10 protein-coding genes are annotated in these 15,051 nt (G+C 66.7%); 3 read left to right on the top strand and 7 right to left on the bottom strand.

Annotated features, from left to right (window positions below):
* Positions 1-15: 15 nt before the first annotated feature.
* Both E8A49_RS13470 and E8A49_RS13465 read right to left on the bottom strand, forming a co-directional pair.
* The gene (locus E8A49_RS13470) at positions 16-2,604 is read right to left on the bottom strand and encodes a TonB-dependent receptor (protein WP_293381982.1); all 2,589 of its coding nucleotides are present in this window, start codon (positions 2,602-2,604) and stop codon (positions 16-18) included.
* 537 nt (positions 2,605-3,141) lie between these two features.
* The gene (locus E8A49_RS13465; protein ID WP_293381979.1) at positions 3,142-5,700 is read right to left on the bottom strand and encodes a TonB-dependent receptor; all 2,559 of its coding nucleotides are present in this window, start codon (positions 5,698-5,700) and stop codon (positions 3,142-3,144) included.
* Positions 5,701-5,943: 243 nt separating this feature from the next.
* Here E8A49_RS13465 and E8A49_RS13460 point away from each other — a divergent pair, with 243 nt between their 5' ends.
* The gene (locus E8A49_RS13460) at positions 5,944-7,542 is read left to right on the top strand and encodes a glycosyltransferase family 39 protein (RefSeq protein WP_293381977.1); all 1,599 of its coding nucleotides are present in this window, start codon (positions 5,944-5,946) and stop codon (positions 7,540-7,542) included.
* A 13-nt stretch (positions 7,543-7,555) separates the two neighbouring features.
* Here E8A49_RS13460 and msrA read toward each other — a convergent pair whose 3' ends face one another.
* The 3 genes from msrA to E8A49_RS13445 form a co-directional block, all read right to left on the bottom strand.
* The gene (msrA, locus tag E8A49_RS13455; RefSeq protein ID WP_293381973.1) at positions 7,556-8,314 is read right to left on the bottom strand and encodes a peptide-methionine (S)-S-oxide reductase MsrA; all 759 of its coding nucleotides are present in this window, start codon (positions 8,312-8,314) and stop codon (positions 7,556-7,558) included.
* A 148-nt stretch (positions 8,315-8,462) separates the two neighbouring features.
* Entirely contained in the window at positions 8,463-9,116 is a 654-nt protein-coding gene (locus E8A49_RS13450) for a 3-oxoacid CoA-transferase subunit B (protein ID WP_293381970.1), read from the bottom strand.
* A 2-nt stretch (positions 9,117-9,118) separates the two neighbouring features.
* Positions 9,119-9,829 carry a CoA transferase subunit A gene (locus tag E8A49_RS13445; protein WP_293381967.1) on the bottom strand — a complete coding sequence of 237 codons (711 nt, stop codon included), beginning with the start codon at positions 9,827-9,829 and terminating at the stop codon, positions 9,119-9,121.
* Positions 9,830-9,955: 126 nt separating this feature from the next.
* Between E8A49_RS13445 and E8A49_RS13440 the strand changes: the two genes are divergently transcribed.
* Together E8A49_RS13440 and E8A49_RS13435 are read left to right on the top strand one after the other, a co-directional pair.
* Complete coding sequence (locus E8A49_RS13440) at positions 9,956-11,878, top strand: monovalent cation:proton antiporter-2 (CPA2) family protein (RefSeq protein WP_293381964.1); 1,923 nt, start codon at positions 9,956-9,958, stop codon at positions 11,876-11,878.
* A gap of 10 nt (positions 11,879-11,888) precedes the next feature.
* Positions 11,889-12,842, top strand: a complete 954-nt coding sequence (locus tag E8A49_RS13435) for a 2-oxoglutarate and iron-dependent oxygenase domain-containing protein (RefSeq protein WP_293381961.1) — start codon at positions 11,889-11,891, stop codon at positions 12,840-12,842.
* Positions 12,843-12,876: 34 nt separating this feature from the next.
* Here E8A49_RS13435 and E8A49_RS13430 read toward each other — a convergent pair whose 3' ends face one another.
* Together E8A49_RS13430 and E8A49_RS13425 are read right to left on the bottom strand one after the other, a co-directional pair.
* On the bottom strand, positions 12,877-14,292 hold the full coding sequence (locus E8A49_RS13430; RefSeq protein WP_293381958.1) for a pilus assembly protein: 1,416 nt from the start codon (positions 14,290-14,292) through the stop codon (positions 12,877-12,879).
* Between the two features lie 128 nt (positions 14,293-14,420).
* Complete coding sequence (locus E8A49_RS13425) at positions 14,421-15,050, bottom strand: carbonic anhydrase (RefSeq protein WP_293381955.1); 630 nt, start codon at positions 15,048-15,050, stop codon at positions 14,421-14,423.
* Between the last annotated feature and the right edge of the window lies 1 nt (position 15,051).

Raw genomic sequence — 15,051 nt, 5'->3', positions numbered from 1 at the left:
CTATGGAGTTCTCGATCAGAACTGCGCGTGCAGGGTGATCGAGAAGGTGCGGGGCTGGTTGTAGAAGTAGAAGAACGACTTCGCCGAGATGGGGCTGCCGTCGACCACGACCGCGCTGGCGTTGGAGACCGACGACACCCGGATCGGCTGGCGCGTGTTGGTCAGGTTCAGGACGTTGAGCTGCAGGTAGGTGTTCTGCGCGCCCCACCAGGAGATCGGCATACGCGCGTCGAAATCCACCGTGGTGACGTCAGGCATCTGGGCGGTGTTCATGTCGTCGATCCACCGCTTGCCCTGGTACTTCACGTTGCCGCCGATGTTGATCCAGCCGAAATCATAGCGGGCGTTGAGGGCGGCGCTGTACTTCGGCTGCAGCACCAGCTCCTTGCCCTTGGTGGGCAGGGCCAGCGGCAGGGCGCCAGCGCTGGCGACGATCTCGTTCGAGAGCACGTCGGACTGGGTGTACTCGCCCGAGGCGTAGATCGTGAAGTGCTCGAACGGCTGGGCGCCGGCTTCCAGGTCGAGGCCATAGAGCCGAACGTCGCCGATGTTGCGGTCGATCGACAGCGTCGGGTCGGTTGGGTCGAACGACTGCACGATGCGGTTGTGGTACTCGGTGTCCCACAGGCTGAACGAGGTGGTCACCGCCTGGCTCTGATAGCGCCAGCCGACCACATAGGCGTCCGAGGTTTCCGGCTGCACCACCGCGGTGGTCGATGAATAGAGGTCGTCGGTCTTCGGCGCCGAATAGCCTTCAGCATAGGTGGCGTAGATCATCTGATCGTCGGTGATCCGATAGGTCGCGCCGGCGTTGGGCAGTATCTTGTTGAAGTTGAAGGTCTGGCTGAACGGCATCCGGAAGTTCGGGGCCTTGGTCACCGGGTCGAAGGAGATCGAGCCGGTCTTGCCGAACAAGAGGGTCGACAGCGCATTGGTGTTCCCCGCCGCGACCCCGGCGTTGAACGCCGCCTGCACCAGGGCCGGGCTGACGGTGTCGCAATAGGCGCTGGTGCCGTTGAAGGTGTAGCAGAACTGCTCGAGGTCGCGCTTGAAGTACGGATCGCGGATGCCGACGTTCAGGTGCAGCCTGTCGTCCAGGAACTTGCCGATGTAGTTCAGGTCGAACTGGTTCAGCTCGGCGACCGAGTGGCGGTCGCGCGAGCGCAGGAAGCTGCCGTCGGCGGTGATGACCTTGGTCGAGCCTGCCCCGTCCTTGCCGCCGAAGATCGAGCCCGGCAGACCCGTCTCCGGATCGATGAAGCCCAGCTCGCCGGTCTGGCGGTGCATGCCGTAGTCGAGGGTGTAGCCCAGCGAGAAGTGGTTGTGCTCGTCCAGGTCCCAGAGCAGCGAACTCGAAAGGCCGTAGCGGCGGGTGTTGGTGTTGCTGGGTGAGTAGAGATCGACGGTGTCGAGGAAGTCGTGGTCGCCGTTCAGGTCCACGCCCGCACAGGTCAGGCAATTGCCCTTCAGCCGCGGATCGCTTTCGGACACGGCCGTGACGCCGCCGCCGTTGGCCAGGGTGTAGAAAAACGACGGGTCAAAGGTGAAGGTCAGGCTGTCGGTCAGCGAGAACTTCGAGGCGCCGCGGATGGTGCCGAAGATCACCGGGTTGGGGTGCAGGGCCCAGAAATTGCCGTCGTAGCCGCTGGCCCCGGCGCTGCCCTGCTCCTGGCCCGGGAATATCGCCGGGCTGCCCGAAGCGCTGCCGGCGGGGGTGTCCGCCTTGCCGTTGACCGCGGTCGGCGCGATCCACTGGGTGTTGAAGTCCAGGTTGTTCTTGCCGATTCCGAGCGCGGTCTGGGCGAACTGCGACGGCGAGGACGACTCGTAGAAGTAGTCGTGCTCGAGCAGATAGCTGGCCGACAGGCTGAGGAAGTCGCTGCCCTTCAGCGGCTGATAGATGCGGGCGTCGAAGCCTTCCTTCATCTCGTCGCCGGAGCCGACGAACTTGTCGTAGTGGTCGTAGTTGCCGGCGAGGAAAATGCGGGTGCCCCACGGGCCGATCTCGCCGGTGTCGCCCTCGACGTAGTAGCGGGTGTAGTCGTAGCTGCCGACGCTGGGCTGGAAGATGAGTTCCGGGTCCTTGGTCGGGAGCTTGGTCACGATCTCGACCGTGCCGCCCACCGCCGAGGCCGTCGGGCTGTCCACCGAGGTCGCGCCCAGGTTCACGATGATATGGTCGGTGATCTCCGGCGTCAGGTACTCACCTGGGAAGATCGCGTAGTTGCCGGTGTCGTTCACCGGCACGCCGTCGATGGTCACGCCGATGTGGGCGCCGTCGAAGCCGTGGATGTGCAGGTCGCCGGAGAGGTTCCCGTAGGCGTCTTCCGACGTGTAGGTCACGCCCGGCAGCAGGTTGATCAGCTGGGCAAAGTTCTCGCCTACCGTCTGGTGCTCGAAGAACTCGTGGTTGACGACCGAGACGTCCTTCGCCTCCTGCACCTGGGTGATCACACCCGCGACGGTCGGCTGGCCATGGGCGCCGGTGACGACCAGTTCCTGGACCTGGGTGGCGGTCGACTGCGCCGAGGCTGCGGAAGCCATCAGCAGACCCGTAACCAGGGCGGTGGACGCGCAGAGCGCGCGGTTCAGTTTCAATTGCATTCTTTCCCCTCTTGAAGCCCTGCGGCGCCGTCTCCCCAGACGGCGGCGCTGCCTTGATTCGGCCATATGGCCCGTAGTTGTATTCGTCGGCTCCTGGTCAAACATTTACGATGTAAGAACCTGTAGAATTACAGTGTAAATGCGGACGCCAGATGTATTTCATCTCGTAAAGAATCCAACTCCGCCGCCTTCATTGACATCTACATTGGACCCATTTGCCGAGAAGCCGGCAAATGGCATCAGTTTGTGACGAGCAAATGAAAGAGGATGGTCAATCTCTGGACCGCCCCCTGTAGAATTCCATATTTTCTAAGGTTTTCGCAAATCTTACATCGTAAATACTTATATGCTTACAATGTAAAAACGTATCCCAAGCGCCTATGTTGCAGGCTGGATTGCACGCAAGTCGAAATCACCGACGGCCCCAGGCTTTGACTGCCGAGGCGCACGAAAGGGCGGCAGCTTGCGGCCGCGCAAACGAAAGGGGCGGCCCGTCGCCGGGCCGCCCCTCAGAAACCTCCGCCAGGGAGTTCTCGATCAGAACTGCGCGTGCAGGGTGATCATGAAGGTGCGGGGCTGGTTGTAGTAATAGTAGTAGGTCGACGCCGGTTTCGTATAGGTCGGCGTCAGGACGACCGCGTTGGCGTTCGAGACCGACGAGACGTGGATCGGCTGGCGCGTGTTGGTGAAGTTCATGATGTTGAACTGCAGATAGGTGTTCTGCGCGCCCCACCAGGTGATCGGCATACGGCCGTCGAGATCCACCGTGGTGACGTCGGGCATCTGGGCGGTGTTCATGTCGTCGATCCAACGCTTGCCCAGGTACTTCACGTTCGCGCCGACATCGATCCAGCCGAAGTCGTAGCGCGTGCTGAGGGCGGCGCTGTACTTCGGCTGCAGCACCAGCTCCTTGCCCTTGGTGGGCAGGGCCAGCGGCAGGGCGCCGCTGGTGGCGACGATCTCGTTCGAGAGCACGTCCGACTGGGTGTAGTTGCCCGAGGCGTAGATCGTGAAGTGTTCCCAGGGCTGGGCCCCGGCTTCCAGATCGACGCCGTAGAGCCGCACGTCGCCGATGTTGCGGTCGATCGACAGCGTCGGGTCGGTCGGGTCGTACGATTGCACGATGCGGTTGTGGTACTCGGTGTCCCACAGGCTGAACGAGCTGGTCACCACAGAACTCTGGTAGCGCCAGCCGACCGCATAGGCGTCCGAGGTTTCCGGCTGCACCACCGCGGTGGTCGATGAATAGAGGTCGTCGGTCTTCGGCGCCGAGAAGCCCTCGGCGTAGGTGGCGTAGACCATCTGATCGTCGGTGATCCGATAGGTCGCGCCCGCGTTCGGCAGCACCTTGTTGTAGTTGAAGCTCTGGCTGAACGGCATCCGGAAGTTCGGCGTCTTGGTGGTGGTGTCGAAGGAGATCGAGCCGGTCTTGCCGAACAAGAGGGTCGAGAGGGCGTTGGTGTTCCCCGCCGCGACCCCGGCGTTGTAGGCCGCCTGAACCAACGACTGGGCGATGGTGTCGCAATAGGCGCTGGTGCCGTTGTACGTGTAGCAGAACTGCTCGAGGTCGCGCTTGAAGTAGGGATCGCGGATGCCGACGTTCACGTGCAGCTTATCGTCGATGAACTTGCCGATGTAGTTCAGGTCGAATTGGTTCAGCTCGGCGATCGAGTGGCGGTCACGCGAGCGCATGATCGACCCGTCGTCCGTCACGATGTCGGTCGAGCCCCAGCCCTGCTTGCCGCCGAAGATCGAGCCCGGCATGCCGGTCGCCTGATCGATGTAGCCCATCTCGCCGGTCTGACGGTGCATGCCGTAGTCGAGGGTGTAGCCCAGCGAGAAGTGGTTGTGCTCGTCCAGGTCCCAGAGCAGCGAGCTCGTCAGGCCGTAGCGGCGGGTATTGGTGTTGCTGGGCGAATAGACGTTGACGGTGTCCAGGACGTCGCCGTCGCCGTTCAGGTCCACGCCCCGGCAGGTCAGGCAATTGCCCTTCAGGCGCGGGTCGGTTTCCGAAAGCGCGGTCACGCCGCCGCCGTTGGCCAGGGTGTAGAAGAACGACGGGTCAAAGGTGAAGGTCAGGCTGTCGGTCAGCGAGAACTTCGAGGCGCCGCGGATGGTGCCGAAGATCACCGGGTTGGGATGCAGGGCCCAGAAGTTGCTGTCGGCCGAGCCCTGCAGGAAGCCCGGGCCGGTGCCCGAGCCGGTGGTGTCGGCCTTGCCATCGATCGCGGTCGGGACGGCCCACTGGGTGTTGAAGTCCAGGGTGTTCTTGCCGGCGCCGGCGGCCGTGTTGGCGAACTGCGCCGGAGAGGACGATTCGTAGAAGTAGTCGTGCTCCACCAGGTAGCTGGCCGATAGGCTGAGGAAGTCGCTGCCCTTCAGCGGTTGATAGATGCGGGCGTCCAGGCCCTCCTTCATTTCGTCGCCGGAGCCGACCCACTTGTCGTAGTGGTCGTAGTTGCCGGAGAGGAACATGCGGGTGCCCCAGGGGCCAACCTCGCCGGAATCGGCTTCAAGATAGTAGCGGCTGTAGTCGAAGCTGCCGGCGCTGAGGTTGCTGATCACCTCCGGGTCCTTCGTCGGCAGCTTGGTCACCACCTCGACCGTGCCGCCCACCGCCGAGGCCGTCGGGCTGTCCACCGAGGTCGCACCCAGGTTGACGATGACGTGGTCGGTGAGTTCCGGGGTCAGATATTCGCCGGGATAGAGGGCGTAGTTGCCGGTGTCGTTCACCGGCACGCCGTCGATGGTCACGCCGATGTGGGCGCTGTCGAAGCCGTGGATGTGCAGGTCGCTCGACAGGTTGCCATAGGCGTCTTCCGTCGTGTAGGTCACGCCCGGCAGCAGGTTGATCAGCTGGGCGAAGTTCTGGCCCGCGGCCTGGTGGGCGATGAAGGTCTGGCCGACGATCGAGACGTCCTTGGCCTCTTGCACCTGGGTGATCACACCCGCGATGTTGGGCTGCCCGTGGGCGCCGGTGACGACCAGCTCCTGCACCTGGGTGGCGGTCGATTGCGCCAGGGCCGCGGACGCCATCAGCAGCCCCGTAGCCATGGCGGTGCTCGCGCAGAGCGCGCGATTCAGTTTGAGTTTCATAGTATCCCCTCTTGGACAGCCGCGGAGACGCCACCCCGGACGGCCCCGTAACCTTCACGTTGTAATCTTACGGCGTACTCTTACGGCGTATATGGCCCAGATGGCATCCGTTGGTGACGCTTTTGCTACGATGGCGTCGCCTCGCGGCCACATTGGCGTCCAGAAGTCCGCAACTGTGGCGCCGGCGCCTTAAAGACGGCCGTCCGTTTAGGCGCGGCGCGAGACAAAATGGTAGGTTCACGGATGTCTGAGACGCACCGACCGGGCGACAACAAGGACGCCCAGGCGGCCTGGCTGCTGATTCTCGGACTGACCCTGGTGCGGCTGATCGCGCTCTTCCGTACACCCCTGGAGCTCTATCCCGACGAGGCCCAGTACTGGCTTTGGTCGCGCACCCTGGCCTTCGGCTACTATTCCAAGCCCCCGGTCATCGCCTGGGCGATCTGGGCGTCCACCGCCTTGGGCGGCGACGCCGAGGCCTGGGTGCGGCTGCCGGCGGCGCTGTTCCAAGGCGGGGCGGCCCTGACCGCATTCTGGCTCGGCCGAAGGCTCTACGGCGCCCGCGCAGGCCTGGCGGCGGCGGCCCTCTATGCGCTCGCCCCGGCCATCCAGCTCTCGGCGACGGTGGTGGCCACCGACGCGCCGCTGCTGTTCTTCCTGGGCCTCTCACTGATGGCCTATGTGGCCCTGCAAGGCGCGGACGGCCGCCGCCGTCTGCAGCTCGCCGCGGCCCTGGGCTCGAGCCTCGGGCTGGCGTTCCTGAGCAAGTACGCCGCGGTCTACGCCCTGATCGGCATCGGCCTGCACCTTGCGGCCTCGCAAACCGCGCGCCGCAACTGGTCGGCGGCCTCGGCCGGCGTCGCGCTCGCCGTGTTCCTGGCGGTGATGGCCCCCAACCTGGCGTGGAACGCCGCGCACGGATTCGCCACCTTCCAGCACACCGCCGCCGACGCCCAGTGGAGCGCCGCGCGGCTGTTCAACCTGCGCGGCCTGGGCGAGTTCCTGGGCGCCCAGTTCGCCGTCTTCGGGCCGATTCCGTTCGCGGTGCTTCTCGCCGGCGCCATAATCCTGGCCTGGCGCCGGCGGCTGGAGCCCGCCGATATATTGCTGCTGTGTTTTACCCTGCCGCCGATCGCGATCGTCGCGGCTCAGGCCTTCGTCAGCCGCGCCAACGCCAACTGGTCGGGCGCCAGTTACCTGGCCGGCGCGGTGCTGGTCGCCGGCTGGCTGGTGCGCTGGCGGGCGCGCCGGCTGATGATCGCCACCTTCGCCATCCAAGGCGTGGTCGCCGTGGCCTTCCTGGCCTTCATTCTACAGCCCCGGCTCGCGGACAGCCTGGGCCAGGCCAACGCGGTCAAGCGCGCCCGTGGCTGGGACCAGACCGCCGACATCATCGTGCGCAAGGCCCGCGCGGAGGGCCCGGCGGGCCTCTCGGCGATCGCGGTCAACAACCGCTTCCTCTACTATTCCCTGGCCTACTACGGCCGCGCCTACTTCCGTGAGCCGCTGGCCGCGCCGCTCAAGATGTGGATCCGCGGGACCCGCGCCGGCAACCAGGCCGAGGCCAGCGCCCCGCTCGACGCCGCCAGCGGCCAGCGCGTCCTGGCCGTGGCCTACGAGAGCTGGTTCAACACCGAGATGGCCGCCGACTTCGCCCGAGTGATCCGGCCGGAGATCGACGACGTCTGGCTGGATCGCAAGCACCAGCGCCGGCTCGATATGTTCGTGGGCGAGCGTTTCCACCCCCAGCCGCGCGATCCAGCCACCGGCTATCCCAAGCCGGAATGGAAGCCCGGGAACACCGTCAGCGTGAAGGCCGCGCCGGAACTCGGGCCGCTCTAGCCGCCATCGGCGCTTAGGAAACCCCGGCGGTCTTCATCGGCCGGGCCTTCGACCCGTCCAGTGGGAACACGGTCGTCGGCGTGGCGATGTAGCGGTCCGGGAACACCTGGCGCAGCATGGCCACCTTCGGGATGTCGTAGGTGGCGATATAGGGCTGCTCAGGGTGCCGGGTCAGGTAGTCCTGGTGGTAGTCCTCGGCCTTGAAGAACCCCTTCAGCGGGTCGACGCGCGTGACGATCGGCTTGCGGAACACATGGGCGTCGTTCAGCTGCTGGATATAGGCCTCGGCCACCCGCTTCTGGTCCGGGGTCGCGTAGAAGATCTCGTTCCGATACTGCGTCCCCTCGTCCGGGAACTGCATGTTGAGCTGGGTCGGATCGGTGGCGACCGTGAAGAAGATCCGCAGGATCTCGCCGTAGCTGATCTGTTGCGGGTCGAAGGTGATCTCCACCGACTCCGCGTGGCCGGTCATGCCGGTGCTGACCCGTTCGTACTGGGCCATGGAGCCCGGACCGCCGGAATAGCCGGAATAGACCTTCTTCACGCCCTTCACGTGCTCGAACACGCCCTGGACGCCCCAGAAGCAGCCGCCGGAGAGCACGGCGGTCTCCGTCTTGCCGGCCGCGGTCAGGGCGACGTCGATCTTCGGCGCGGGCAGCGCCTGGGCCGGCGACGCGGCGGCGGCTCGCGCGATCGGCAGAACGCCGGCGGCGAGCGGCAGGGCCAGAAGGCCGCAGGCCGCGGCCACGAGGGCAAGTTTGCGGGACGTCATCGAGGTCTCTCCGGGCGATAGCATGACGACAATACGTGGCGGCGCCTGGCCAGGTTACAAGTCAGGCCCCAATCGTCTGATACGCCTTAGCGCTTGTACAGGATCATCTTGTCGCGACGAGGGCGAACCCCGCCGCCGATGAAGCCGGCTAGGCCGCGGCCGCCTCGGCCACCCGGAACGCCGCCTCGGTCTTGGCCTTGACCTCTTCGACGGTGACGCCCGGCGCCAGCTCCACAAGGGTCAGGGGCGACTTGCCGCGGCTGACGTCGAACACGCCCAGCTCGGTGATCACCAGGTCGACCACGCCCTGACCGGTGAGCGGCAGGCTGCAGGCCTTGACCAGCTTGGGCGCGCCCGACTTCTCGGTGTGCTCCATGACCACGACCACGCGCTTGACGCCGGCCACCAGGTCCATGGCGCCGCCCATGCCCTTGACCATCTTGCCGGGCACCATCCAGTTGGCGAGGTCGCCGTTCTCCGCCACCTGCATCGCGCCCAGCACCGACAGGTCGATGTGGCCGCCGCGGATCATGGCGAAGCTGTCGGCGCTGGAGAAATAGGACGAGCTCGGCAGCTCGGTGATCGTCTGCTTGCCGGCGTTGATCAGGTCCGGGTCGGCCTCGCCCTCGTAGGGGAACGGCCCCATGCCCAGCATGCCGTTCTCGCTCTGCAGGGTCACCTCGACGCCGGTCGGGATGTAGTTGGCCACCAGCGTCGGGATGCCGATGCCCAGGTTCACATAGAAGCCGTCGCGCAGCTCGGTGGCGGCGCGGGCGGCGATCTGTTCGCGGGTCCAAGGCATGATCAGACGCTCTCCTTGGCCCGGGTGGTCAGCTGCTCGATGCGCTTCTCGAAATGGGCGCCCTGAAACAGGCGGTCGACGTAGATGCCCGGCGTGTGGATGTTGTCCTTCTCCAGGGCCCCGGTCTCGACCAGCTCCTCCACCTCGGCCACGGTCACCTTGCCGGCGGTCGCCATCATCGGATTGAAGTTCCGCGCGGTGAGCCGGTAGACGAGGTTGCCGGCGCGGTCGCCCTTCCAGGCCTTGACGATGGCGAGGTCGGCGGTCAGGCCGCGCTCCATGACGTAGAGCTCGCCGTCGAACTCACGGACTTCCTTGCCTTCGGCAACCAGGGTGCCGACGCCGGTCTTGGTGAAAAAGGCCGGAATGCCCGCCCCGCCGGCCCGGATGCGCTCGGCGAGCGTGCCCTGCGGGTTGAATTCCAGCTCCAGCTTGCCCGAGAGGTAGAGCTCGGCGAACAGCTTGTTCTCGCCCACATAGCTGGAGATCATCTTCCGGATCTGGCCGCCGGCCAGCAGGATGCCCAGGCCGAAGTCGTCGACCCCGCAGTTGTTGGAGACGACCGTCAGGTCCTTCACCCCGCTCTCGCGGATCGCCGCGATCAGGTTCTCCGGAATGCCGCAAAGGCCGAAGCCGCCGGCCATGATGGTCATGCCGTCGAAGAGCACGCCGGCCAGCGCGTCCTTGGCGGAGTTCACTGTCTTCTGGGCCATGGCCGCCCTTTACGCCGCGGCGCAGCATCTGGGAACGGGTCACAGCGCCATGGGCGCTGAAAAAGACTGGTCAAGTCTGGCCCGGCCTGCCTCCATGACCCACATGGCCGGGATGGAACCTCAGCAATGAACGGCTACTCCCTCCTGGTCCAGGCGATGGTCTACCTGGCCGCGGGCGTGGTCTCCGTGCCGATCGCCAAGCGGCTCGGACTGGGCTCGGTGCTGGGCTACCTGACCGCCGGCGTGCTGATCGGACCCTTCGTGCTGAACCTCGTGGGCCCGGAGGTCGACGTCCGCAGCTTCGCCGAGTTCGGCGTGGTGATCCTCCTGTTCCTGATCGGGCTGGAGGTGCGCCCGGCGCTCTTGTGGCGTATGCGCACGGCGATCTTCGGCGTCGGAACCGCCCAGCTCCTGGCCACCGCGGCACTGGTGGGCGCCGGATCGCTGGCGTTCGGACTCGACTGGCGGCTGGGGTTCGCCACCGGCCTGATCCTGGCGCTGTCCTCCACCGCCATCGTCCTGCAGAGCCTGGAGGAGAAGGGCATCCGCCAGGGCCCGGTGGGCGAGGCTTCGTTCGGCGTCCTCCTGTTCCAGGACCTGGCGGTGATCCCGCTCTTCGCCCTCTTGCCGCTGCTGGCGCCGGCCGGGTCGCCCGCGCCGCCGCCCGCCCATGAGGCCAGCGCGCTCGCCAGCCTGCCGATGGCGGCCAAGGTCGCCGCAGAGTTCGCCTCGGTGGCCGTGGTGGTGATCGGCGGCCGCTACCTGACCCGCCCGGTATTCCGCTTCATCGCCGCCGCGCGCCTGCGCGAGATCTTCACCGGCGCGGCCCTCCTGCTGGTGGTGGGCGTGGCGGCGCTGATGGAGGAGGTCGGCCTGTCGCCGGCCCTGGGCGCCTTCCTGGCCGGGGTGGTGCTGGCGGAGAGCGAGTTCCGCCGCGAGCTGGAGACCGACATCGAGCCGTTCCGCGGCCTCCTGCTTGGCCTCTTCTTCATCACCGTCGGCGCCGAGCTGGACCTGGAGCTGGTGTTCCGCCACCCGCTGGAGATTCTGGCCGCGGTCGGCGGGCTGATCGTCATGAAGACGCTCGCCATGTACCTCGCCGGCCGGCTGTTCCGCTCGCCGCACCGGATCGCGCTGACCACCGCCGTCGGCCTGGCGCAGGGCGGCGAGTTCGCCTTTGTCCTCCTGGGCTTCGTGGTGGGCGCCCATGTGATGGACGCCGACACCGCGCGGCTGATCACCGCCGTGGTCGCCGTCTCCATGGCCGCCACGCCCCTGGTGACCGCCGGCTACGAACGGCTGATCCTCGACCGGACCGAGGCGCGCGAGGAGCCGGAGGCCCTGCCCTTCGACGAGGGCGACCCGGACGTGATCGTCGCGGGCTTCGGCCGCTTCGGCCAGATCGCCACCCGCCTCTTGCTCGCCAACAACTTCAAGGTCGTGCTGCTGGAGAATTCCATCGAGCAGATCGAGATCCTGCGCCGCTTCGGCTGGCGGGTGCACTATGGCGACGCCAGCCGTATCGACCTTCTGCGCGGCGCCGGCGCCGACAAGGCCAAGCTGCTGCTGGTGGCCATCGACGACCGCGACAAGGCCGTGGAAATGGTGGCCGCCGCGCGCCAGGCCTTCCCGAACCTGGCGATCTTCGCCCGCGCCTACGACCGCCGCCACGCCTATGAGCTGATCAAGACGCCGGGGGTTTCGGTGGAGCGCGAGACCTTCGAGAGCGCGCTGAACTTCGGCCGCCGCGCCCTCCTGAAGCTCGGCCTGTCGGAGCGGCGCTCGTCGCGGGCCGCTAACCTGTTCCGCGAGCAGGACGCCCTGCTCTGGAAGCAGCTCGCGCCCCTGGCCGGCGAGGAGGAGCGCTACGCCATGGCTTCGCGCGACAGCCGCGAGACCACCGAACGCGTGCTGCGCGCCGAGATGGAGCGCATCGCGGCGGAGGAGGACGGCGAGGCCAAGGCCGCGCGCGCCGCCCTCAAGGCCGACCAGAAAGCCGGCCGCGACGACGACGCCCCGCGGTTGGAAGCCCGGAAAGAGCGGGTGTAGAAGGCGGCGCATGAGCCAGGCCTCCGTCCTTCCGTCCCGCATCGCCCCGGTGTCGTTCCGCGCCTTCGACAGCGACTTCGACGGCTTCTCGGATGAGCTGGGCGCGTCCTTCGCCCGCTTCGGCTTCGCGGTGATCGGCGACCACGGCATCCCGCAGGCGCGTATCGATGCGGCGCTGGCGGCGGCCAAGGCCTTCTTCGCCCTGCCCGAGGACGTGAAGTTGAAGTACAAGCTGCCGGTCGGCGGCCAGCGAGGCTACACGCCCTTCGGCATCGAGACCGCCAAGGGCGCCGAACACTTCGACCTCAAGGAATTCTGGCACGTCGGCCGTGACCTGCCGCCCGGCCATCCCTACCGCAGCCACATGGCCGACAACGTCTGGCCGGACGCCGACGTCGCGGGCTTCCACGCCCGGGTCGGCTGGCTCTACGGCGCCCTCGACGCCATGGGGTTGAAGGTGCTGGAGGCGGTCGCCGCCTATCTGGGCCTGGAGCGCCGCTTCTTCGAGCCGACGGTGGATTTCGGAAACTCGATCCTGCGCCTGCTGCACTATCCGCCGGCGCCCAGCGACGGGCCGCACATCCGCGCCGGAGCGCACGAAGACATCAATGTCATCACCCTCCTGCTGGGCGCCGAGGAGGCCGGGCTGGAGGTCAAGGACCGCGACGGCCAGTGGCTGCCGATCAACCCGCCGCCCGGCTCGCTGGTCTGCAACATCGGCGATATGCTGCAGCGGCTGACCAACCACCGCCTGCCCTCGACCACGCACCGGGTGGTCAATCCAGCGCCGGAGCGCCGGGGCGTGCCGCGCTACTCCACGCCCTTCTTCCTGCACTTCAACTCGGACTATCTGATCCGCACCCTGCCCAACTGCGTGGATGCGGCCCATCCGGACCTCTATCCGACGCCGATCACAGCCGACGCCTTCCTCCAGGAGCGCCTGCGCGAGATCAAGCTCGCCTAGGCGTTCCCATCTGGGCGCTCCGGATCGCCGTCCGTTAGTGCGAGATCCTGAGCCGGTTCAGGTCGGCGGCGATCGCCTGGAAGGCGGTCGACAGCGAGCTTCCGGTCGACGGGAAGTAGACGTGGTTGGCGTCGGTGGCGCAGCTGTTGAGGAAGGTCTCGGCCGTGGGGTCGGCGCCGCTGTGCAGGAAGCCCACCGTGTAGACGACGATGTTGTTCGGCGCGGCCTTCATGGCGTTGCACAGGGCCAGACCCTGGGTGAGGGAGTTGCCGTTCGGCGAGCCGCAGGACGCGTGGTACTTGGGCTCGCCGGCGCTGCCGTCGGTGTCCGAGGTCACGCCGGAGATCACCCCTTTGCAGTAGGTGGTGTTGAAGTCGCCGTCGGTCATCAGGATGACGGCCTTGATCAGATGCTGCGTCCCATAAGCCGCCGGCTGGCTGGCCGCCGGGAACAGGTTCGCCCAGTTCGGCGAGACCATGTACCAGCCCCACGCCATGCCGATGTGGCCGGCCGTCGAGCCGTTGGCGGTCAGCGAGGCGATGGTGCTGTGCAGGGCGGAGATGTTGCTGGAAAGCGGCTGGACCGTCGCGGTGATGCAGTTGTTCCCGTCCGACGCCGGCGGCGTATAGACCCAGCCGACCGGCGAGCCCGAGGGCCCGGCGTCGGTGAAGGCGTTCGCACCGGTCCGTTCGCTGACGCAGGTGCTGTTGGGGAAGGTCGAGGTCAGGCCGGTGATGCTGGTGAACTGCATCTGGGTGCAGCCCACGGTCTGGTTGATGCAAGGCGCCTTGATGGGGTTGGGCGCCGTCGTGGGCGTGCCGCGCGCGGCGTTGGCGTAGCTGCCGGCGTTGACCGAGTTCGAATAGGGCACGATCGCCATCTTCGAGTAGTAGGGCGTCTGGGTGGTGGAGACGACCAGGTCGATCAGCTGGTTGGCCGCCGACTGCAGGGACGTCATCGGCGAGCCCAGCATGGAGCCGGTGTTGTCCAGCACCAGGGCCACTTCCAGGTTGTTGCCGGGACGGGTCACCTCGGAGGTCACCTGTACAGGGGTCTTGGCGAAGGCCATGGGCGAGAAGGCCGGCAGCTGCACGGAGGCGTTGCCCACCACCTTGGTGTCGCCGTTGACGCTCACCAGGCTGAAGCCGGAGGACTGCAGGACGGCGCCGGGGATCAGCTGCAGGTTGGCGGCCAGCGCCTTCTCCCCGACCGTATTGATGTCGGCGGTGGTGAAGGCGTTGGACCGTGCGGCGTAGAGCGCCGCCGCGTCGAGGGCGTCCTGCAGCTTCCCCTGCTGCTCGCTCTGGGTGAAAACATCGACGATGCCCAGCGACATGGGCGCCAGCACCGCGAAGGTGATGGCGAAGGTCACGGCGCTGACGCCGCGAACGTCGCCGATCAGCCGAGAGAGGAAGCTAGGCAGCCGAAGCTTGCGCGATAGGGTCCGCATCGGGGTCACCCCTGGTCCGATTTCCACGGGTCCAGGCTCGCCCATCAGCGTAAAGGAATTCGTTACGAAGCAGGGTAAATCTTTGATTCAGCTCGTATATGGTGAATCCAGCCTCGCTGGTCCAGACTCTAGGCCGAGGGCGAGGTTTCCAGGTTCGCGAGGTCTTCGGGCCCGCCGACCGTAACGCCCAGGTCGTTTACGAGTCCGGTGGAGAGTGAATAGACCCAGCCGTGGACGCAGACCGGCTGGCCCCGCGCCCAGGCGTCCTGCACGAAGACGTCGGAGGCGACGTTGCGCACCTGGCGGATCACGTTCAGCTCGCACAGCCGGTCGAGGCGCGCCCGCTCCTCGGGGATCGCCGCCAGCTCGTGGCGGTGCTCGTGGCAGACCTCGCGGATCGGATGCAGCCAGTGGTCGACCAGGCCGCGCCGCTGGCCGTCCACCGCCGCCGCGACGCCGCCGCAGCCGTAGTGGCCGACCACCATGACGTGCTTGACCTTGATCACGTCGATCGCGAACTGCAGCACCGACAGGTAGTTGGCGTCCTGCGGCGGGGCCAGGTTGGCGACGTTGCGGTGGACGAACAGCTCGCCGGGATCCAGGTCGACGATCTCGTTGGCCGGCACCCGGCTGTCGGAGCAGCCGATCCACAGATATTCCGGCGCCTGCTGGCCCTCCAGCCGCTTGAAGAAGCCCGGATCGGCCGCGACCTTGCGGGCCGCCCAGCGCCGGTTGTTGTCTTTCAGGTCGTCGAGCATG

It is taken from the genome of Phenylobacterium sp. (assembly GCF_004799515.1).
In the GTDB taxonomy this organism is placed as follows: Bacteria; Pseudomonadota; Alphaproteobacteria; order Caulobacterales; family Caulobacteraceae; genus Phenylobacterium.
This window is presented reverse-complemented; position numbering and strand designations above follow the sequence as displayed.

Excerpts from the sequence above, each read along its gene's own strand:
- E8A49_RS13470 (WP_293381982.1), bottom strand. The coding sequence starts at position 2,604 with ATGCAATTGAAACTGAACCGCGCGCTCTGCGCGTCCACCGCCCTGGTT.
- E8A49_RS13465 (WP_293381979.1), bottom strand. The coding sequence starts at position 5,700 with ATGAAACTCAAACTGAATCGCGCGCTCTGCGCGAGCACCGCCATGGCT.
- E8A49_RS13460 (WP_293381977.1), top strand. The coding sequence starts at position 5,944 with ATGTCTGAGACGCACCGACCGGGCGACAACAAGGACGCCCAGGCGGCC.
- msrA (WP_293381973.1), bottom strand. The coding sequence starts at position 8,314 with ATGACGTCCCGCAAACTTGCCCTCGTGGCCGCGGCCTGCGGCCTTCTG.
- E8A49_RS13450 (WP_293381970.1), bottom strand. The coding sequence starts at position 9,116 with ATGCCTTGGACCCGCGAACAGATCGCCGCCCGCGCCGCCACCGAGCTG.
- E8A49_RS13445 (WP_293381967.1), bottom strand. The coding sequence starts at position 9,829 with ATGGCCCAGAAGACAGTGAACTCCGCCAAGGACGCGCTGGCCGGCGTG.
- E8A49_RS13440 (WP_293381964.1), top strand. The coding sequence starts at position 9,956 with ATGAACGGCTACTCCCTCCTGGTCCAGGCGATGGTCTACCTGGCCGCG.
- E8A49_RS13435 (WP_293381961.1), top strand. The coding sequence starts at position 11,889 with ATGAGCCAGGCCTCCGTCCTTCCGTCCCGCATCGCCCCGGTGTCGTTC.
- E8A49_RS13430 (WP_293381958.1), bottom strand. The coding sequence starts at position 14,292 with ATGCGGACCCTATCGCGCAAGCTTCGGCTGCCTAGCTTCCTCTCTCGG.
- E8A49_RS13425 (WP_293381955.1), bottom strand. The coding sequence starts at position 15,050 with ATGCTCGACGACCTGAAAGACAACAACCGGCGCTGGGCGGCCCGCAAG.